The organism is Streptomyces akebiae (genome assembly GCF_019599145.1).
In the GTDB taxonomy this organism is placed as follows: domain Bacteria; phylum Actinomycetota; class Actinomycetes; order Streptomycetales; family Streptomycetaceae; genus Streptomyces; species Streptomyces akebiae.
Map to the genome: position 1 here is coordinate 4,891,304 of NZ_CP080647.1, position 22,011 is coordinate 4,913,314.

Genomic DNA, 22,011 nt, shown 5'->3' on the forward strand with positions numbered 1-22,011 from the left:
CGATACCAGCGCTACCACAGCGTTGCGTGAACAAGGGGGACGACATGCGACGAATCGGAGCAGCGGTTCTGGCGCTCGCGCTCGCCGGGACCGCGACAGGGACGGCGGCGGCCACCGCGAGTGCCGCGCCGGGGGGTGCCGCGCGTGCCGCGGCGGCCTGCCCGACGGGCTGGGGCAGTGGCGTCAAGGGCAGCCCCGACAGTGGTGCCGTGCCGCTGGCGGACATCAGGACCGGCCGGCACGACTGCTTCGACCGCATCGTGTTCGACGTGCCCGACGGGGGTGACCGCATCGGCTACTTCGTCCAGTACGTCGACCGGCTCCACCAGGTCGGCTCCGGCGAACCCATCCCGGTGAAGGGCGGGGCCATCCTGGAGATACGGGTCGCCGCGCCCAGCTACGACCCCGAGACGGGCGGGGTCGCCTACCCGGGCGACGTGGCCGGACCGCTGCCCGGTGTGAACCTCACCGGCTACCGCACCTTCCGTGACACCCGCTTCGCCGGCAGCTTCGAGGGCGAGACCCAGATCGGCGTCGGCATCCGCGCCCGGCTGCCGTTCCGGGTGCTGCAGCTCTCCGACCGCCTCGTGGTGGACGTGGCCCACAGCTGGACGTAGGGGCAGGCGGGGGTCTCCGACCACCCCTCCCGTACCGCCTCCACGGCCTCCCGCACCTGCGGATGCGGGTCGTCGGCGAGGCGGTCCAGCAGCGCGCCGACGCCGGGGGTGGACCAGCCAGGGCGCCACCCGGCCGGCCTCCGCTGCCCACCCTCACCGCCGACCAGCGCCCCGGCCACGTCCTCCGCGACTGGCCCTGCCTCCCACCGGCCGAAACGGCTTGTAGTGTCCACACGGTGGAGAGATCGTATGAAGATGTGAACGGCGGGGCGGGCTCGACACTGCTGGACGTGTTGCTCGGGGCGGCGCGGGAAACCCCCGACCAGACCGTCGTGCACGTCCGGGGGGACGGCACCGAGCACACGGTCACCTTCGCCGAACTCCGCGACGACGCACTGCGCGTGGCCGGCGGCCTGCTCGCGGCGGGCGTGACACCGGGCACCCCGCTGCCCCTGGTCGCCGACCGGGGCGACACCTTCCAGCCCCTGTTCTGGGGCGCGTTGGCGGCGGGGGCCGTCCCCGTCCCCCTCGCCCCGGAGCCCCGCCGGATCGGCCCCGTCCGGGAACTCCTCGGCAGACCGCCCGTGCTGGCGGACGACGAGTCGGCGGGCGGGCAACTACCCTTCGACGCAAGCGTGTTGCGGCTGAGCGAGCTGCGTCACGGCCGCCCGCCCCGGCGTCCTCACCGCCCCGCCCCGCACGACATCGCCTTCCTCCAGTTCTCCTCCGGCAGCACGGGCGCCCCCAAGGGCGTGGAGCTGACCCACGCCGGGGTCCTGGCCAACCTCCGCCAGATCCGTAGCGCGATGGCGATCACCTCGGACGACGTGCTCGCGACCTGGATGCCGTACTTCCACGACATGGGGCTCATCGGCACGCATCTGGTCCCCATGGCCGCGCGTGTGCGGCAGATACGGATCGAACCGCTGTCCTTCGCGAAGCGGCCCGCCCTGTGGTTCGAGGCCGTGGACCGCCACCGCGCGACCCTCCTCTCGGCCGCGAACTTCGCCCTCGCCCTCGCCGTACGCCGTGTCCCCGCCGACGCGCTCGCCGGACTCGACCTCGGCTGCGTACGCCTGTTGCTCGTCGGCGCCGAGCCCATCGCCCCGCGTGTCTGGCGGGAGTTCACGGCCCTCACGGTTCCGGCGGGGCTCGATCCGCGCGCCCCGTTGCCGGTGTACGGCCTGGCCGAGGCGACCCTCGCGGTGACCGTACCGCCGCTGGGTGAGACCGCGACGCCGCTGGTGCTGGACCGGGACGCGCTCGGCTCGGGTCGGGTGGTGGACGCTCAACCCGGTTCGCACGCAGTGGAGTTGATGGACCTCGGGCGGCCGGTGGCGGGGTGCGAGGTCCGGATCACCGGTGACACCGGGGCCCCGGCGGGCGAGTCGCGGGTCGGGCATGTGGAGGTACGGGGGCCGCAGCTGGGACGCGGGTACCACCGGGCGCCCGAGGCGAGCGCGGCCGCGTTCGGCGACGACGGCTGGCTGCGCACGGGCGACCTCGGGTTCCTGCGGGACGGGCGGTTGTGCGTCACCGGGCGCCACAAGGACGTCGTGTTCGTCAACGGCCGTACGTTCCACGCGTCCGACCTGGAGGAGACGGTCGCCGCGACGCCGGGGCTGCCGCCGGGGGCCGTGGCCGTCGTGGGGTCCACCGATCCGGACGGCGGGGGTGAGCGGGTCGTCGCGTTCGTGCAGTGGGCACGGCCCGCGCGTGCGGCCGCCGCGCCGGTGCTCCGCGCCGCCACCGGTCGGCTGCGGGAGGTCCTCGGGCACGACGACGTACGGGTCCTGCCGTTGCCGCCGGGTGCGTTCGCGCGGACGACCAGCGGGAAGTTGCGGCGAGGGGTGCTGCGGGCGAGGTTCGAGGCCGGGGAGTACGCGGCGGTCGAGGGCCGCTGGATCGGCACGGCGGGCGGGGGCCGTCAGGGCGGCACGGCGGGCGTGGTGGTGGACGGCACGGCGGCTGTGGTGGTGGACGGCACGGCGGAGGAAGGCAGCAGGGCGGAGGAAGGGGACAGGGGCGGCGCTCCCCGTTCGCTGCGGGAGGTCCAGGAGGCGGTACGGGCGGTGTGGGCGCGGGTGCTGGACGTGCCCGTGTCCGAGGTGGGGCTGCGGGAGCGGTTCTTCGACCTCGGAGGTTCCTCGCTCAAGGCGATGGCCGTGCTCGCCGGGCTGGAGGACGTGTTCGCGGTGACGGTGGAGCCGGGCGCTCTGCGGGACCACGACACCGTGGCGGCACTGGCCGGGCATGTGTGGGGGTTGTCGGCGAAGAGCGAGGAAGCGCACGAGGGCGAGGGTGCGGGCGCGGACGTCGTGGCCCGTCGCGGGGCGCCCCTCACGGCCGGCGGACCTGCGGCCCGTTCGGGGAACGGTGGGGGTGCCGACGCCCGTGCTCTCGCCGTGCTCTCCGTCGCCTGCCGGTTTCCCGGCGGCGACACACCCGAGGACTTCTGGGAGCTGCTCGCGTCCGGCGGGGACGCCGTCGGACGCCTGGCCGATCCCGGGGCCTTCGACGCCCGCTTCTTCGGGATGGACGACGCGGAGGCGCGGGCGACCGATCCACAGGCGCGGATCTTCCTGGAGCTGGCGCACGAGGCGTTGGAACGGGCCGGGTACGCGGGGCCCCGGCGGGCCGGCCGCAGGGTCGGGGTCTTCGCGGCGACCGGTGACAGCGGGTACCGGGAGATCCTCGCCAAGGCCGCCGACGGTGACCTCACCCGCCATCCCGCCGCCCTCACCGGCAACCTGCCCAACCTGATCGCCGCCCGGGTCTCCCAGGTGCTCGACCTCAACGGCCCCGCCCTGGCCGTCGACACGGCCTGCTCCTCGGCCCTCGTCGCCCTGCACCTGGCCCGGCGCAGCCTGCTGTCCGGCGAGTGCGACCTCGCCGTGGTCGGCGGCGTCAACCTGGGCCTGACGTCGACCGGCCGGCGTCTCCTCGCGGCGACGGGCGCGTTGTCGCCGACGGGCCGGTGCCGCGCGTTCGGCGCCGACGCGGACGGATTCGTCCCGGGGGAGGGCGGCGCGGCGCTGGTCCTCGCCCGCCTCGACGACGCCCGCACCGCCGACGACCCGGTCCTCGCACTCGTCCGCGGCACGGCCGTGAACAACGACGGCCGCTCGCTCGGCCTCCTCGCGCCGACCCCGCGCGGGCAGCGCGAGGTGATCGGCCGGGCCTACGACGAGTGCGGTGTCGATCCGGCCGATGTGTCGTACGTGGAGGCGCACGGGACGGGTACGCCGATCGGTGATCCGGTCGAGGCGCGGTCGCTCGGGCAGGCGTTCCCGCCCCGCGCCGACGGGGTCACGCGGCGGCTCGGCTCGGTGAAGACGAACGTGGGGCACCTGCTCAACGCGGCCGGAATGCCCGCGCTGGTCAAGGTCGCCCTCGCCCTCGCGCACCGCACGCTCCCGCCGTCCCCCCACGCCACCCCGCCCGCGGCCTTCCTGGCCGACACCGCGCCCGCCTTCCGCCTGGTGACCGAGCAGGAGGAGTGGACCAGCCCGGACGGCCGCCCCCTGGTCGCCGGCGTCAACAGCTTCGGCTTCGGCGGTACCAACGCCCACGCGATCCTGGAGGAGGCGCCCCGGGGCGCGGCCCGGCCCGGCGGGAACAGGACGGTGACGGACCCGGCGCCCATCGACCCGCTCGCGGCGACACCCACGCCCCCACGCACACCGGCCGGCACGGCGGCTCCGGTCGCCGACGGCCCGCACCTGCTGACCCTGTCCGCCCGGACCGAGGGCGCCCTGCGGGTGGCCGCCGCCGAACTGACCGCGCATCTGCGGGCCCACCCCGAACTGGACGAGGGCGACGTGTGCGCCACCGTCAACACCGCCCGCGACGAGGGACCGCACCGACTGGCCGTGGTGGCGGAGGGAAACCTCGCGGAGCGGCTCGCAACGGGGCGCACCGTGACGGGACACGTCCGGGGGCGGTCGCAGACCGTGTTCGTCATGCCCGGGCAGGGGGCTCAACAGGTCGGTCCGGCAAGGGAGTTGTGGCGCTCGGCGCCGGTGTTCCGGGACCTTCTGGAGGAGGCCTCCTCCCTCACGGGGCCGGTGCTGGGGCGGAGTCTGGCCGCCTGGTGTCTGGACGAGGGCGCCGAGCCCGAGGCCCTGGCCCGGACCGAGGTGGCGCAGCCACTGCTCGTCGCGTTCGGTGTGGCGCTGACCGGGCAGTTGGCCGCGTGGGGTGTGACGCCGGACGCGGTCGTCGGTCACAGCGTCGGCGAGATCACCGCCGCCTGCGTCGCCGGCGCCCTGCCCCTGGCCGAGGCGGTCGGTTTCGCCGCCGAACGCGGGCGCCTGATGGGCAGGCTCACCACGCCGGGCGCGATGGCGGCCGTACGGGGAGACGAGGAAACCGTCGCCGCCCTGGTCGCCGACTCCGACGGCACGCTCACCGTGGCCGCCGTCAACTCACCCACGCAGGTCGTGCTGTCGGGCGGGACCGAGGCCGTCGAACGAGCCGTCGCGGCGCTCACCGCCCGTGGCGTGGCCGCCCGGCGCCTCCCCGTCTCCCACGCCTTCCACTCCCCCTTGCTGAACCCCGTGCTCGACCCCCTCCACACCGCGGCGAAGGCCCTGACCGTGCACCCGGCCACCGTCCCCCTCCTGAGCACGGTCACCGGCCACTGGGCCCCCGACCTGACCCCCGACTCCGGCTACTGGCGCGACCACGCGATCCGCCCCGTCCGCTTCGGGCCCGCCGTCGCCCGGCTCCTCGACGAGGGCTACGACACGTTCGTCGAACTCGGCCCCGGAGCCTCCCTCTCCGCCCCGATCCACGCGGTCGTCGCCGCCCACCCCGCCGTCACAGCCGCCGAGACGACCGTCCTGCCCGCGCTGGAGGCCGACGAAGGGGCGACGCAGGGAGCGGGCGCCCTGCTCGACACCGTCGGTCGGCTCTGGGCCCATGGGACCCCGCTGTCCCCGGCGGCTCCGGCCCGGGACACGACACGGCGGCGGGTCCCCGTCCCCACGTACCCCTTCCAGCGCGCACCCCACTGGCCGCGACGCCTCGACACCGCACCGGCACCGGCACCGGCACCAGAGCAGGCACCGGCACCCGAAGCAGCAGCGTCAGAGCCCTCACCCGCTGAGCCGCCCACCCCACGGCCCCTCCTCTGGCGCGACGCCCCGCTGACCGCCGCCCCCGGCCCCCGTGCCGTGCGCCTCACCGGCGCCGACACCCCGCTGCGCCGTTCCCTCACCGCCCGGCTCACGGGCCGCGGGGTGACGGTGCTGGACCCGACGCAGACGCCGGACCCCTACGAAGGCAGGACGGAAGCACCGGACCGGGCGATCGCCCCGGAGGCCGTGCTGTGGTTCGCCGATGCCTCCGGTGCCTCCGATGCCTCCGATGCCTCCCGTGGCACCGGTCGCACCACGAGCCCGGAGTCGGAGACCGCCATGGCCGTCTCCGCCCTGCGCCAGGTGTTGGCCACGCTCGACACACCGCTGACCCGGCCCACCCGCCTGCTGCTCGTCACCGAGGACGCGTACAGCACGGAGTCCGGCACGGAGTCCGGCACGGAGTCCGGCACGGGCCCGGGCAACCCGTCCCACCGCCCGCGCCCCGAACAGGCACTCCTGCACGGCTTCGCCCTGGCCCTGGCCGAGGAACATCCGGGCCTCACCTCGCTGAGCATCGACCTGTCGACCGGGGACGGGTTGGACCCCCAACTCGAAGCGTTGGAGCGCGAGTTGGGAGCCGAAGCGGACGCCGTCGGCACGGTCGCCTGGCGAGCCGGCCGCCGACTCGCCCGCACGACCGCGCCCACCACGGGCACTCGCACCCCCATCCCCATCCCCACGCCCATCCCCGCGCCCACCCCTCTCCCCGCGAGCGGCACCTACCTGATCACCGGTGGCGCGGGCGGCCTCGGCTCCGCGCTCGCCCGTGACCTCGCGGAACGCGGCACACCCACGCTCGTCCTCACCGGCCGGACCCTCACCCCGCCCCGCGCACTGCTCGACGAACTCCGCGCGCTGGGCGCCCTCGCCCGCTACCAGGCGGCCGACATCACCGACGCGGACGCCGTCGACGAACTCGTGGCCGGTCTGCCGCCCCTGGACGCCGTGTTCCACGCGGCGGGCACGGCTCGCCCCGGCAGCCTGCGGGGCAAGCCGGACGACGAGATCGAGGCCGTACTCGGCGCGAAGGTGCGCGGTACGAGGCTGCTCGCCGAGGCGCTGAGGCGGCACGGCCAGGAGGACGCCGTATGCGTCGCGTTCTCGTCCGTCTCCGCCGTACTGCCGGGCCTGGCCGGCGCCCTCGGTGACTACGCCGCCGCCAACGCCTTCCTCGACGCCTTCGCCACCGCCGAACGCGCCGCGGGCCGCCCCTGGCAGAGCATGGCCTTCGGCCCCGTCACCGACACGGGCCTGGCCGGCGGAACGACCTCACGCCCCCACCCCCGCTCCCACACGGTCCCCCACCCGCTCACACCCATGACCGCCCGGGAAGCCCTGACGGGCCTGCACAGGGCACTCACCCTGGACACGGCCCACGTCCTGATAACAGCCACGCACCACACGCCCCCCGCCCCCAGCTCCCCGGCAGGGGCCGCAGGCCCCGAAGGGGCGCGGGGAACTGCGCGACCAGCCACGACGAACCCGCACCCGCCCACGAACAGCTCCCCCCACCCCCTCAAGCACCCCCACACCCCCACCCCCAGCCCCTCCCACATGACCACCGTCATACGCCGCCTCCTGGGGGACGCCCTGCACCGCCCCCCGCAGGACATCGGCGACGACGAACCGTTCCTCACCCTCGGCCTGGACTCCCTCAGCGCCGTCGACCTCGCCCGCCGCCTGGAACGCGAACTCGACCGCCCCCTCCCGGCCACCCTCCTCTTCGAACACCGCACGATCACCGAACTGGCCACCCACCTGGCCACGACCCCACCCACCCCGACCCCACAGCCGGTCTCCCACCCCACACCTGCGACCAAGGCCCCCCTCACCCCGCTCACCACCCCACTCATCCCACTCACCCCCCTCCAACTCGCCTTCCACACCACCGAAACCCTCCACGAGGGCCTCACCGCCTACGGCTACGTACGGCAGAGCATCAGCGGCCCCCTGAACAGCACCCTCCTCGGCCACGCACTCGCCCACCTCTCCGCACGCCACCCCATGCTGCGGATGCGGATCACCGACGACGGAGGCGCGCGCCCGAACCAGTACGCCGCCCCGGCGGGTCCCGTCGACGCGGCACCGCGCTGGTACGAGATACGGGACCCCCACCCGCACGATCCACGGCAGCTCGAACACGACCTCTGCAACCGCCCGTTCGACCTGAGGACGGAGGACCCGGTGCGAGCCGTCCTCGTCCACGACCGCGACGACGCACACCTCGCCCACCTGCTCCTGGTCGTCCACCACGCCGCCGCCGACGGCTTCAGCCTCAAGCTCATGGCCGAGGAACTCTGGTCGCTCTACACGGCGTTGGCCTGCGGCGAGAACCCCGCCCAACTCCTCTCACCACCAGCCCAGTTCACCGACTACGCCGCCGCCCTGACCGCCGAACGCCAGTCCCCGTCGTACGCGGAGGACCTGGACCACTGGCGCACCCGCCTGGCAGCACACACGACCTCCCGCCCCTCCCTCCCGTACGACGGCGACCCCGAGGCACCGCCCACCCCACCCCTCACCCACCACCGCACCGAGATCGACGAGGAACTGACCACCGCGCTCCGCGAGACGGCCGCGCGGCACGGGGTGTCGCTGTTCCACCTGCTGCTGGCGGTGTACGGCCGTTGTCTGGCGCGGTGGGGCGGACGGCGCGCCGTCGCGGTCAATGTGGCCCGGGCGCGGCGGGAGTCGCCGGTCGTCGGCATCGACCGTCTGGTGGGGCCGCTGGCCGACACCCTGCCGGTGTTCGTGGACGTCGACCCCGCCGAACCGGTCACCGCGCTCGCCGACCGGCTGCGACGGATCTGGCGGGAGGCCGAGGCCCACGCGACCCTGAGCAGCACGGACTTCGCCCGGCTGCTGTCCGAGGTGCGCCCCACCACGGGCCCCGCACCGCGCACGGCGGCCGAGGCGGGCTTCAGCTTCGCCCGGTTCCCGGTGGTCCACGGCCCCGACTGGCCCGTCACCGTCACCCCCACGGCGGCGGCCACCGCCTCCGCCGCCACCCGCCTCGGCCTCCTCTGCTGGGAGGCCGACGCGGCCCTGCGCCTGTCGTGGAACCACCCGGCCCACCTGTTCCGCCCCGAGACCGTACGACGCCTCGCCGACGAGTACGTCACGGAACTGCGGGCCGCCACCACGGCACCCCCCGCCCCGGCGACCGCCCCGCCCCACAACGCAGTCGCTTCAGGTGACGGCGGCATCGTGGACCGTCTCCGCGCCCAGTTCCGCGCCACCCCCCGGTCCGTCGCCGTCGCCGCCGACGACGGGACCACGCTCACCTACGCCGCCCTCGACGCCGCCTCCGCCGCCCTCGCCGCGCGGCTGCGCGCGCACGGCGTACGCCCCGGCGACCTGGTCGGGCTCCTCACGGAACCGGGCGGCACGGCCACGGTCACCGGAGTCGTCGGCATCCTGCGGGCGGGCGCCGGCTGGGTACCGCTGGACGCCACCCACCCGGCCGCCCGGCACCGGGACCAGCTGTCCCGCACGGGAGTCCGCGTCCTGGTCTGCGACCCGGCGACCCGTCCGACGGCCACCACCCTGGACGGCGTCACCCCCGTCCCCGTGCCCGACCCCGTCCCCGACTCCCCTCGGGGCCACGAACCCGATGCCGCCCCCGAACTCGCACCCCCGCCCCCCGCCCCCGACGCCATCGCCTACGTCATCTTCACCTCCGGCTCGACGGGCCGCCCCAAGGCCGTCCCCATCACCCACCGGTCGATGACGAACTACCTCGACTGGTCACTGGCCACCTTCGGCTACGGCCCCGGCGACCGGCTCGCCCAGACCGCGTCGGCCTGTTTCGACGCCTCCGTACGGCAGTTGCTGGCACCCCTGCTGGTCGGCGCGACCGTGCACACCCTCTCCCGCGACCTGCTGCGCGACCCCGAGGCCCTGCTCGACCGCGTCGTGGCGGACCGGATCACGGTCTGGAGCTCGGTCCCCACCCTGTGGGAACGGCTGCTCACGGCCGCCGAGGAGCACGCCCGCCGGAACGGCGGCACAGTCCCCGACCTCTCCGCCCTGCGCTGGGTCCACGTGGGCGGCGAGGCCCTTTCGGCCGCCCATGTACGCCGCTGGTTCGACCTCCCGGGCACCGTCGGCCGGATCGCCAACCTCTACGGCCCCACCGAGACCACCATCAACGCCACCTGCCACATCATCGACACCCGCCCGGCGGACGACGTCCGCCACCTCCCCATCGGCCGCCCCATCGCCGGTACGGAACTGGCCGTCATCGGTGAGGACGGACACGAGTGCGCCACCGGCGAACCCGGCGAACTCCTCATCGCCGGAACCGGACTCACCCCCGGTTACCTGGGCGATCCCCACCTCACCGCCGCCGCCTTCACCGAGCGGGACGGCCGCCGCTGGTACCGCAGCGGCGACCGCGTCCGCCGTAGGGCCGACGGGGTACTGGAGTTCCTGGGCAGGCTCGACGACCAGGTCAAGGTCCGTGGTCACCGCGTGGAACTCGGCGAGATCGAGGCCGCCCTGCTCACCCACCCGGGCGTCTCCCGCGCGGCCGTACTGCTGCGCGACGGACGCCTGGAGGCGTACGTGGAGCCCAGGACCGGCACGCACCACCGAGGCGAGACCGCCGCCCCTCGCGGCCTCGACCCCCGCGAGGTGCGCGGCTTCCTCTCCCGCACCCTCCCCCCGTACATGCTCCCCGCCCGCGTCCACTCCCTCCCGGCCCTCCCCCTGACCGGCACGGGCAAGATCGACCGCAACCGCCTCGCTCCCCGTGACGAGACCACGCTCCCCGACCCCCGGCGCACCCCGCCCGCGACCCCCACCGAGCAGTTGCTGGCGCGCACCTGGTCCGCGCTGCTGGACCTGCCGGCGTCCGAGATCAGCCGCGAGGACGACTTCTTCACCCTCGGCGGCGACTCCATCACCGTGCTGGAACTGTTCTCGCGACTACGCCACGAACGCCCCGCACTGCCTCGCCCGACCGCCCTCTACACCCACCGCACCCTGACGGCCCTGGCCACGGCCATCGACACCACCCCGGCCGAGGGCCACCAGACCGATCACCAGACCACACCCACACCCATCCCCGCACCCGCACCCGCACACATCCCCACCCCCGCCTCCTCCCCCCTCACGCCCTACCCCCTCACCCCCTCCCAACAGGGCTTCCTCCTCGCCGACACGCTCGCGTCCGGCACCGGCCCCAACCCCGCCTGGCTGGCCCGCTTCCGTATCCACGGCGCCCTGGACCCGGACCTGTTCCAACGAGCCGTCGACGTCCTCATGGCCCGGCACCCCATGCTCCGCACGGTCTTCCCGTCCGGTGCGCGCCCACCCGTGCAACAGGAACTCCCCGCCTCGCTACGGCTTCCCGTCGAGACGGAGGCCCTGGCCGACCCCGGCCTGGTGGAGGAACGGACGGCCGAGGAGGCGAGCCGCCGCTTCGAACCCTGGGCCTGGCCCCTGTTGCGCCTGCGCCTCTTCACGGTCGCGCCGGACGAACACGTCCTCCTCGTCCACGCCCACCACCTCATCGGCGACGGCTACAGCGCGGCCCTCCTGACGCGCGAACTCCTCACCGTGTACGGCCGTTTCGAACGCGGCCTCCCTCACGGCCTGGCACCCCTCACCTCCACCTTCCGCGACCACGTCCTCCGCCGCACCACACACGCCCGCACTCCGGGCCCGGCACCGATTCCGGACCCGACGTCCGACGACTACCGCGCCCGCCAGCACGCCCCGTACACCCCGCCCGTCCTCCGGGCCCACCCCGACGGGAACACCCCCGCCTTCCACACCACCACCGTCGCCCTCGACGCCGACCGCACCCGGGCCCTGCGCCACCTCGCCCGGACGGCGGGCACCACGCTCCACGCCCCCGTCCTCACCGCGTACTACCGCGCCCTCGCCACCCTCACCGGCCGCCGCGACCTGATCCTCGGCCTGGCCGTGACCGGCAGGGACGAGACCACCGACGACGCCCACCGGGTCTTCGGTCCGTTCGCCGAGGCGGTGGCGCTGCGCCCGGTGCCACCGTCCGACAGCACCCGCCCCGCCCCGGGTTTCGACGAGGACCTCCGCCGTATCACCGCCGAGACGATCGCGGCCCGCGCCGCCGGCCCCCTGGACCTCCGTACGCCCCAAGGGCTGCCCCGTACCGCCCAGTTCTTCTTCACGTTCCTCGACTTCAGCTCCCTCGGCGCACCCCCCGACACCACGCTGTCGCTCCGGGCCGACGACAGTGACACCGAACTCGCCCCGCCACCGGTGGGCACCGACGTCTTCCTGGCCGTACGCCCCGCCCCGGACGGCGAGGGCCTGAGCATCACGGCCCGCGCGTCGTCGAAGGCCGTGACCGCCGACGAACTCGATCGCCTCGCAAGGGAGTTGCGCGGACAACTGGAAGAACCCCGCCGCGACGACGCCACCCTCGACGGTGCCCTCGACGCCGCCCTCGACTCGGCCCTCATCGGCTACCTCCCGGCCCCGCACCAGCTGGCCGCCTTCGCCGGGCTCCCCGCGCACGCGGTCCCGAGCCGCGCACAGCTCCGCGCCCTCCTCTTCCCGGACGGCCGCCCCAGAGTCCTGGAGAGCGTCACCACCCCCCTCGGCAGATCCGGCTTCGTCTCGCTCCCTCTCTTCGCGGACGAACTGACCGGGCCGCTCCCCACCGACCTGGGCCCGAGCACACTGCCCGCCCTGACCGCCCGCGCCGTGGACCACGCCGCGTCCCTCGGCGCGCGCTGCGTCTCCCTGGCCGGCATGATCCCGTCCCTCACCGGCTACGGCTACGACGTCCTCCGGGAACTCTCGGCGACATCCACACCACGGACCACCTCAACCCCTCCGACCACCCTCACCACCGGCCACGCGGCCACCACCGTCGCCGTGGTGAAAACCGTCCTGGCCGCCCTCCGGGCGACCGACCGGGACCTGGCCGAGCTGACCCTCGCCGTCGTCGGCCTCGGTTCCATCGGCACGTCGTCCCTGCGTCTGCTGCTCTCCCTCAGCCCTCACCCGCCGGCCCGCCTCCTGCTCTGCGACGTCCCCGGCAGCGCCCCCCGCCTCCACCGCCTGGCGGCGGACCTGTCGGCCGACCACCCCACGACGGCCGTACGGGTCGTCGAGTCCACCGACCCCCGAACTCTCCCCACCGAGGTCTACGAGACGTCCGACCTCATCGTCACCGCGGTCAGCGGCGGCCCGACGGCCCTGCTGGACGTGGACCGACTGCGCCCCGGCACGATCGTCGTGGACGACTCCTTCCCGCACTGTTTCGACACCGCGCGGGCCCTGGAGCGGATGAGGCGCGAGCGGGACGTGCTGATCGTGGGAGGCGGCCTGCTGGCCCTCGACTCCACCGAGACCCACCTGTCCCCGGATCTCCCGGCCGCCGCCCTCACCGGCCATGCCACCGCCCGCACCCAGCACCACCTCGCGCTCCACCTCCCCGACACCCTCGCCTCCTGCCGCCTGGAGTCCCTCCTCCACGCCCACCTCACCCGCTCCGCCCCCGACAGCGCCTCGGACCCCGGCGCGGAACTCCCCCTGATCCACGGTCTCGTCGACCTCCCGCGCGCCCTCGCCCACTGGCACGCCGCCGAAGCGGCCGGAGTCCGCCCGGCGCCCCTCCACCTCCTCGACCACACCGTCCCACCGGAGGCCCTGGTGGCTCTGCCGCCGCCACCGTCAGGGCATGGGCATGCCCGTCGGCCGGGTGGAGCGCCCGAAGCGGGCCGGGACACCGGGTGAACACAGGGCACTGACCGGTGGCCCGGCCTACGCCCGCAGCGCGGCCGGGCCACCAGGTCACCTCCTCGGGCTCAAGATTGCTTGACTTAAGTAAATTCATCTGATTGCCTAAGTCAAGCAATAAGGAGCCCTCGAACCGGGGTCGCCCCCAGCGGAGAGCGACCCCAGCGCGCCGGACCCGTGGGGACGGGGCACGGCGCGATCGGTGGCCCGGCGGCCGGAATACTCCCCCCGTTCCACCGCCGGGCCACCGGTGCACCACCACTCCGGCAGGCACCACACCGGCAGGCTCTCCACCCCTCCTGTCCGCCCCCTCCCCCTCCCAGGAAACCCACCCATGGATCCCTACGGAACCACCATCACCCTCAGCACCACCGACCCCATCCCTCAAGCCCTCCGTCGTGCCGCCGACGCGGCCCTCGTGCCGACGCTCTTCGCCTGCTCCATCTCCGGCAGCCTGATCACGCTGCCCGGCCAGGGACCGGACGCGCCCTGGTGGCCGGGGGTGCTGCTGGCGGGGGCGTCCTGCCTGGCCCTGCTCGGGCGCCGCACTCGTCCGCGCACGACGGTGGTGGTGACGTTGATGTGCTCCGTCGCCGCGTGCGCGATCGGGTATCTGCCCACCGTTCTCCTGCTGGCACCGTCGGTGGTCGCGCTGTACTCGCTGGCGGTGCGGACGAGCCGCAGGACGGCCAACTCCTTCACCCTCGCCGGTGTCGCGGCCCTGGTCCTGACCGGCCTGGTCGCCGGGCCGGACGGGGAGCCCCTGGTGCTGAAGCTGCTCGGACCCACGGCCTGGCTGCTGCTGCCGACGTCGCTGGGCACGGCGACGCGCTTGCGGGGCGCGTATCTGGAGGCAGTGCGGGCGCGGGCCGAGCACGCCGAGCGGACCCGGGACGAGGAGGCCAAGCGGCGGGTCACCGAGGAGCGGATGCGGATCGCCCGGGATCTGCACGACGTGGTCGCCCATCACCTCGTGCTGGCCAACCTCCAGGCGACGACGGTGGGCCGCCTCGTACGGACCCGGCCCGACGAGGCCGCGCGGCTCGTCACCGAACTCTCCGGCACCACCGCCTCGGCGATGCGCGAACTCAAGGCCACCGTCGGGCTGTTGCGTGCGGACGGGGAGGAGGGCAAGGCCGCCGACACCACACCGGGTCTCGCCCGACTCCCCGAACTGTCCGCCTCGTTCGCGCACGCCGGTCTCACGGTGACCGTGACCAGTGAGGGCGAGGCCCGGCCGCTGTCCGTCGGCGCGGATCTCACCGCGTACCGCATCATCCAGGAGGCCCTCACCAACGTCACGAAGCACGCGTCCACCCGCACCGCCGACATCCACCTCGCCTACACCTCGACGCGACTCCGCCTCACCGTCTCCAATGACGACGACAACGACAACGACAACGACGCCGCCGGCCCGGGCACCGCCCGTCCCAGGCCCTCCTCCTCCGGAGGCGGCGGGTACGGCCTCCTCGGCATGCGGGAGCGTGCCCACTCCGCCGGCGGGCACCTCCGCGTGGGAGCACGCCCCGACGGCGGCTTCGAGGTGGTGGCCGAACTGCCGCTCCCGGCCCTCGACATCGACATCGACCTCGACATCGACCAGATTTAACTTGCGTAAGTCAAGCAATAGACTTACGGTTGACTAAGTCAAGCAAAACGCCGGCCTGTTACGCCCCCTTCTCGTCTCGTCCTTCTCACCCTTCTCGCCCCGCCCTGTTCTTCCTACGGAGGCCCTGCCATGTCCCACGCCCATCCCCGACCCGCCGTCGCGGGGGCCGGTACCCCCTCGCGGCCGAACGCCGTGGTGGCGGTGCTGGCGCTGGCCGGGATCGTCGTCGCGCTGATGCAGACGCTGGTCATCCCGATCGTGCCGGAGCTGCCGAGACTGCTGGACGCGCCGGCGTCCGACACCGCCTGGGCGGTGACCGCCACCCTGCTCGCCGCGGCCGTGGCCACGCCGGTCGTGGGACGGCTCGGCGACATGTTCGGCAAGCGGCGGATGCTGCTGCTCAGCATCGTCCTGCTGGTGTCCGGCTCGGTGGTCTGCGCCCTGGCCGACTCACTCGTCCCGATGATCATCGGCCGGGGTCTGCAGGGGCTGGCCGCCGCCGTCATCCCGCTCGGCATCAGCATCATGCGGGACGTGCTGCCCGCCGAGCGGCTCGCGGGGTCGACCGCGCTGATGAGCGCCTCGCTGGGTGTCGGCGGCGCCCTCGGGCTGCCCGCCGCCGCGTTCATCGCGGACAACTGGAACTGGCACCTGCTCTTCTGGACCTCCGCCGCCCTGGGCGCCCTCTCCTTCCTGCTGGTCCTGATGGTCGTACCGGAGTCGAAGGTCCGCACCGGCGGCCGTTTCGACCTGGTCGGCTCGCTCGGCCTGTCCGCCGGACTGGTCTCGCTGCTGCTGGCCGTCTCCAAGGGCGGCGACTGGGGCTGGACGAGCGGTACGACGCTGGGGCTGTTCGCCGCCGCGGTCGTGATCCTCGCCTCGTGGGGCTTCTACGAGTTGCGGGCCAAGCAGCCGCTGGTCGACCTGCGGACCACCGCCCGCCCCCAGGTGCTGTTCACCAACCTGGCCTCGGTGGCGCTCGGCTTCTCGATGTTCGCGATGTCGCTGGTCCTGCCGCAGCTGCTCCAGCTGCCGGAGGCGACCGGCTACGGCCTCGGCAGGTCCATGATGGCCGTCGGTCTGGTGCTGGCGCCGCAGGGTCTGGTGATGATGGTGATGTCCGCCGTGTCCGCGGGGCTCACCAAGGCCAAGGGGCCGAAGGTGACGCTGATGGTCGGCGCCCTGATCGTCGCCGCCGGTTACGGCCTCAACATCGTCCTCATGAGCGAGGTCTGGCACCTCATCCTCGTCTCCTGCGTCATCGGCGGCGGTGTCGGCTTCACCTACGGCGCGATGCCCGCGCTGATCATGGGTGCCGTGCCGGAGTCCGAGACGGCCGCCGCCAACAGCCTGAACACGCTGATGCGTTCGCTCGGCACGTCGTTCGCCAGCGCCCTCGCCGGTGTCATCCTCGCCCAGATGACCACCGACTTCGGCGGCTACGCCCTCCCCTCCGAGAACGGCTTCAAGGTCGTCATGGCCATCGGAGCCGGCGCCGCCCTCCTCGCCTTCCTCCTCGCCTCCTTCATCCCGCAGCGCCGTGCGGCCGTCGCGGCACCGGACGCCGGGAGCGCGGACACCGCGCGGGCGGGCGCCGGAGGCCCGGTGGAGCGGGCGGGGGAGGCCGGAGCGGCGGTCAAGGCGTGAGAACCGCGCGCGGCTCCTCGTAGTACGGCGAAACCCCCAGGTCCGGGCGGGCCTGGGGGTTCGTGCAGTCGCGAGTGGACCGGCCGCTGTTACTTGGCGTTGATCAGGTCGTGCGGCGGGACCTGGACCGTGCGGGCCCCTTCCGTGCCGCCGAGGATCACCTTGCGGAGAGCGATGTTGTTCTTGTGGTTGGTCTCCTGGAGACGGTTCTCCGGGTTGGCGATGACCTGGATGTAGTACGTGCCGTTCGGCAGGTCGGTGATGTCGAAGGACTGGCCGGGACGGTACTGGGTGTACGTGTCGCCGGAGCCGACGTCGAGGACCTCACGGACGGAGATGGCGTCCTGCGAACCGCACGCGGTGGACAGGTCGGTGTTCTCCGGGTGCCAGTTGGCGTTCTTCACCGTGTAGTCGATGGCGTCGGTGTTGGCCAGGCAGAACGCCTCCTTGCCGGAACGCACCTCCTTGGTCTGGTCGGCGCTGAGCAGGCGGTAGCTGGCGAAGTCCGTGAAGTGCCAGTGCTCGTGGCCCTCGCGCGGGTCCCACTCCATGGTGCCGGCGGGCGCGTAGCCGACCTGCTTGCCCTTCGCGTCGTAGAAGTACTGGTACGAGTCCATCAGGTCCGCGCCCGGCTTGCGGAAGCCGTCGACGACGAGCGGCGCGGGGCCCGCGTTCCAGACGTTGGCGCTGAAGGCGAGGTAGTCCTTGCCGGCTACGTCGCCGTCCTCGCCGTCGGTGATGGCGATGTCCCAGGCGGGCAGCGACCGCAGGTCCGGCTTGGGGACGTTCGCCGGGGCGCCCGCCTTACCGGTGGGGCGCTTGGGAGCGGCCTGCAGCGCGGGCGCGATGCGGGAGCCGTCGGTGTGGCCCTTGCCGTCGCCCAGGTGGTTCGCCAGGCCCCGGTCCTTGAGGGCGTAGGAGATCTCGGGCGGCGTCGGGGCGTCGGCGCCGCGCGGGCCGTAGTGGTGGTTGTCCGGGGCCGGCTGTCCGGCCGGGGCGGACTGCGTGTCGTGGCCGGAGCCGTGACCGCCGCCGTGACCGCCGTGGTGCGCGGAGGACGACGAGGACTTCGACGGGGCCATGCCGACGCCGCCGCCCTCCCCGCCCTCCTCGGAGCGCTCCTCCCGCACCGTCACCTTGATGGTCGGCCGGTCGTCGGGGATGCCGAACAGGTCGCGGTACTTCTTCGCGACCCCGACCTGGGCCGTGTACTCACCGGCCGGCAGGTCCACCGTCCGGTCGTAGTCCCAGTTGGTGGTGTTGGTGGCCCAGCCCTTCTCGACACCCCACACCGAGCCGAGCGTCCACGGGTTGGTGGAGCAGCTCTGCGGATAGTGGTTGGTGGCGGGGGCGTCCGGGCGGATCCGGCCCGAGGCGTTGTTGGGGCAGAAGTTGCCCTCGCTCTTCACGACCTCCTCCCCGGCCGCGTTCTTGACCGAGACCTCCAGGAAGCCCTTCAGCCCGGAGAAGTCGTCGACGGTCCCCGTCGGCAGTGTCTTCGTCTTGGTCTTCTTGCCGTCGCGCAGGATCTGCTTGGCGACGATCGGGTCCTTGTACGACTTCCGCGTCACCTGGAACTCCAGGGGCGCGTTGTCGACCGAGAGGTAGGTCCCGAGCTGGAGGCTGACGCCGTTGTCCCACTCGTAGCGGGTGAGCGTCACGGAGTTCGACGCGGCGATCAGCTTGAGCTGCGGCTTCCCGGGCGTCGCGGCCGGTGCGGCACCGGCGCCGGGAGCGGCTCCGGCCACGGCGGCGACCACGGTGAGCGACGCGAGGGCGGCGAGGCCCGGGCGCTTCAGGCGACGGCGGCGGTCCTTGCCCCCGGTCGGGGTGGTCGAACTCGCCGCATCGGTCGGTCCGGTCGGGCTGGAGGGGCTGGTCATCTGGCTGGTCATCGGTTCCTCGTCTGCGAGTGCCCTGGTCAGGGGCATCGGACTGGACAGCCCACGGACGACGGCCGAAGCCCGGTAGGCCTCGCGGATGCACCCCCACGCACCCCCGGCCGACCGGTCTCGACCCGCTCATCCTGTGAGCAACCTGTGAGATTGGTAAATGACGTGCCCGGGTTGCCTGTTGAGAGGGAATTCGACGAAAGGTGTGGCGAGCACGGCTCAAACACACGCCCGCACATCCCTGCGGAACCGGTTCCAAGTCCCCGGCGAATCCGCGCAGGAGCGTCACACAGCCTGCACACAGCCCTGAGAATGCCTCGTTAGCGTTGCTGACCGCTCGATCCGCTCGATCCCACGTGCGAACGTGATGCGACCGGGCCGCGGCCCGGCGGGTCGACGGCATGCCAACACAGGAAGACCTCGATGGACTACTGCTCCTCATGTCGCCGACATCTCAACGGCGCCCTCGTGTGCCCTGGTTGCGGCGCCTACGCGCCCGACATAGCCCCGGCCACGGTCGACAGCCGCGTCGACCCGTCCCGGCCCACCGGGACGACGACCGCTCCGCTGATGATCCCGATGCCGCCGACGACACCGTCGGCACCGGTGCTGCCGGCGCCGACGTGGGAGTACGGGGCGACGGACGAGGGGTGGCACGGCGGGGCGCCGGCGGACGGGTACGCGACGGGCGGGTACGCGGCGGACGGGTACGCGGCGGACGAGGCGCTGGGGAGCGCGGCCCCGTTCGCGCGGATGTCCGGCCTCGACGGCGTGGACGATGTGGACGGCGTGGACCGTGTGGACGGCAACCGGCCCACTGACCTGGACGGCGTACGCGACGTGGACGACACGGAACACGTGGACGTCGAGGGTGTTCCCGTGGCGCCGCGAGGGCGGGCCGCGCGGCGGCGTCAGTTGGCGCGGTGGAAGAAGAACCAGCGCCGGGCCGTCGTCGCGACCGCCGTGGCGCTGGTCGGCGGCGGTCTGACCGTCATGAGCATGGACCGTCAGTCCACCGACCGCACACAGGCGGCCACGGCCCCCGACGCCGAGAGCCTCGGCTCCGTCGAGGAGCAACGCTCGCAGGGCGGCCGTACGCCGACCACGGAGACCGACGACGTCCTGCGCACCCCGGACGCCTCCACGCCGTGGACGCCGTCCGGCGACCCCGCACGCGACCGCTCCACCGCGAACCGGTCGAACTCCCGCGCCGAGCAGCCCAATTCACCCCGTACGGACTCGGCCACGCCGTCGGCTCAAGGGGCGCGAACCGGCTCCTCCGGCGCCGGTAGGTCGGCCGCCGACGACACCGGCGCCACACCGTCGGACGGCACGACCACGCCGCCGGCCACGGACGACTCCGGCTCCTCGTCGGACGCGGGCACCGGGTCGGGGACGGGCGCCGGCACGGACAACGGATCGGGCAACGGCTCGGAAGCGGGAAGCGGCTCGGACACGGGCTCGGGTTCCGGTTCCGGCTCGGACACCGGCGCGTCGGACGGTTCGAGCTCCGACACGGCGACGACATCCCCTTCGGGCCTCTGCCTGCTCGGGATCGTGTGCGTGAACTGACGCACGCACGCCCCACCCACGCGCCGGAGCGCTGACCCCTGATGCTGTGGGGCGGGCCAGTGCGTCCTCATCGCCCCCGAGGTGTTCGACCAACGCGACGAGGACGGCGTCGTCGCCCTGCTCGATCCGTCGCCCCCCGCATCCCACCACGCGTCCGCCCGCGAGGCGGCGGCGGTCTGCCCGACGGCGGCGATCACCCTCGACGAGAAGGCAGACGAGGAGGAGGACGAGAAGCCGTAGAAGCGGGAGAGCACGTCGTCGATCCGGTCGAGTCGTCGAGTCGCGGACCCCGGTGGAAGCCCGGTTCACAGGCGGGGAGAAGCTTTCTCCGAAGTCGTTGCCCCCCAACTCCCAAGGAGACGACCGGACATGACGAAGAGACTGGCGCGGCGAGCGGTCCTGAGCGGCGGGATGGCGGGCGGGCTGGCCCTTGCCGGGCTCGGGGGCGGGAGCGCCCGGGCCGCCGGGGGCGGGGAGCCGCGGCGGGCTGCCGGGGTGGGGGGCGAGGGGTATGTGCCGGTCGCGGTCGGGGCCGGGGGCGGGCCCGTCGGTAGTGATCGGGTGCATGTGCTGAAGGTGGGGCCGCGGGACGCGGAGACCGTCGTGGTGCTGGTGCCCGGCATGTTCGGGGCGGCCAACGGCTTTCGGCTGATGGCCCGGGATCTGGTGGCCTCGGTGCCCGGGGTGCAGGTGTGGGCCCTCGACCGGCGGGAGGAGAACCTTGCCGACCGGACCGGGTTCGGGAGCGGCACGGCCGACCCCGTGGGCTACTACCTCGACGGACGGTACCGGTCCCTGGAGCCCGCCTCCGCCGGGTACGTCGGGCGGTGGGGGCTGGAGCGCGCCCTCGACGACCTGCGGTGTGTGGTGCTCGCCGCTCGTGCGGGTGGACGGCGGCGGGTCGTGCTCGGCGGGCATTCCTGGGGTGCGACCAGTGCGCTGGCATACGCGGCCTGGGACTTCGACGGGCGACCCGGGTACCGGGATCTCGCGGGGCTCGCGGTCCTCGACGGGGGCGTGCGCGGCGCGTTCGAGGGGACCGGAACGCCCGTGCAGGACTCGCCGGAGGAGGTGCGGGAGCGGCTCGCGGCGATCGCGGGCGGGCGGGTCCTCGACATGACCCTCAGCGGCGTCGGGCTGGGCGACCGGGCCGAGAGCACACAGATCTGGTACCAGCTCGCCGGGTGGTACGCCCATCACGACCCCGACGGCCGCTCCGTCCTCCAGGACCGGGTGCCCGCCGCGCTGAGGGTGCCGTTCCCGGTGACCAACGCCGCGCTGCTCGGCAGCTTCGTCGACGCCGGCTTCGGCTGGCCGAACGACATCAGCGTCCACTCCGGGCGCCTCGCCCCCGCAGGGGACGGCGGTGGCGTACGGGGGTGGGTCGACGACGGGATCACGCCGATCGGGCGGGTCGCGCAGGCGTACGCGGGGCCCGTGCCCGGGGTGTGGGAGTGGTACTGGCCGGCCCGTCTCTCCGTCGACCTGGACGTGAGCGACGCCTACGCCGACACCGATCTCGCCCGCACCCTCGGACTGCGCCTGCGCCATGCCGCCGGCCTCGACATACCCCTCTACGCCTTCCAGACCAGCTACTCCAAGGGAACCGTCGTGGAGGGCGCCCGCCGCGTCGTCGCCGAGTCCCGCGTCCCGTACGCCGCCTACGAGTCCGACGACGGCATGAACCACCTCGACCCGCTCTTCGCCGCCACGGCCCACAACACGGCCACACGAACGCTGGCGGAGTTCCTGCGGAAGGTGGCGGGGAGGACCGGGGCCCGGTGACCTCCGGC

Annotated in this window: 7 protein-coding genes and 1 pseudogene; 7 read left to right on the top strand and 1 reads right to left on the bottom strand. The window is 73.8% G+C overall.

The annotated features are described in order from the left end of the window. Positions 1-44: 44 nt before the first annotated feature. The 4 genes from K1J60_RS21065 to K1J60_RS21080 all read left to right on the top strand — a co-directional run bounded on the left by K1J60_RS21065 (position 45) and on the right by K1J60_RS21080 (position 16,754). The gene (locus K1J60_RS21065; RefSeq protein WP_220647559.1) at positions 45-617 is read left to right on the top strand and encodes an AMIN-like domain-containing (lipo)protein; all 573 of its coding nucleotides are present in this window, start codon (positions 45-47) and stop codon (positions 615-617) included. Positions 618-853: 236 nt separating this feature from the next. Continuing rightward, positions 854-13,495, top strand: a complete 12,642-nt coding sequence (locus K1J60_RS21070; RefSeq protein ID WP_259407838.1) for a non-ribosomal peptide synthetase/type I polyketide synthase — start codon at positions 854-856, stop codon at positions 13,493-13,495. Positions 13,496-13,832: 337 nt separating this feature from the next. Next, complete coding sequence (locus tag K1J60_RS21075; protein WP_220647560.1) at positions 13,833-15,107, top strand: sensor histidine kinase; 1,275 nt, start codon at positions 13,833-13,835, stop codon at positions 15,105-15,107. Between the two features lie 129 nt (positions 15,108-15,236). Further along, positions 15,237-16,754: an MFS transporter gene (locus K1J60_RS21080; RefSeq protein WP_259407839.1), complete on the top strand. Its 1,518-nt coding sequence runs from the start codon at positions 15,237-15,239 to the stop codon at positions 16,752-16,754. Positions 16,755-16,843: 89 nt separating this feature from the next. On the opposite strand, the gene K1J60_RS21085 is transcribed toward K1J60_RS21080, so the two are convergent. After that, on the bottom strand, positions 16,844-18,649 hold the full coding sequence (locus tag K1J60_RS21085) for a lysyl oxidase family protein (protein WP_220647561.1): 1,806 nt from the start codon (positions 18,647-18,649) through the stop codon (positions 16,844-16,846). A gap of 420 nt (positions 18,650-19,069) precedes the next feature. On the opposite strand from K1J60_RS21085, the gene K1J60_RS21090 reads away from it, so the two are divergent. From K1J60_RS21090 to K1J60_RS21100, 3 genes and pseudogenes are all read left to right on the top strand, one after another. After that, a complete protein-coding gene (locus K1J60_RS21090; RefSeq protein WP_220647562.1) occupies positions 19,070-20,218 on the top strand; it encodes an SCO2400 family protein in 1,149 nt (382 codons plus the stop codon). Between the two features lie 42 nt (positions 20,219-20,260). After that, positions 20,261-20,458 (top strand): annotated as a pseudogene (locus K1J60_RS21095) (ferredoxin); the annotation flags it as partial. 129 nt (positions 20,459-20,587) lie between these two features. Next, entirely contained in the window at positions 20,588-22,003 is a 1,416-nt protein-coding gene (locus K1J60_RS21100) for an alpha/beta hydrolase (protein WP_220647563.1), read from the top strand. Positions 22,004-22,011 lie beyond the last annotated feature (8 nt).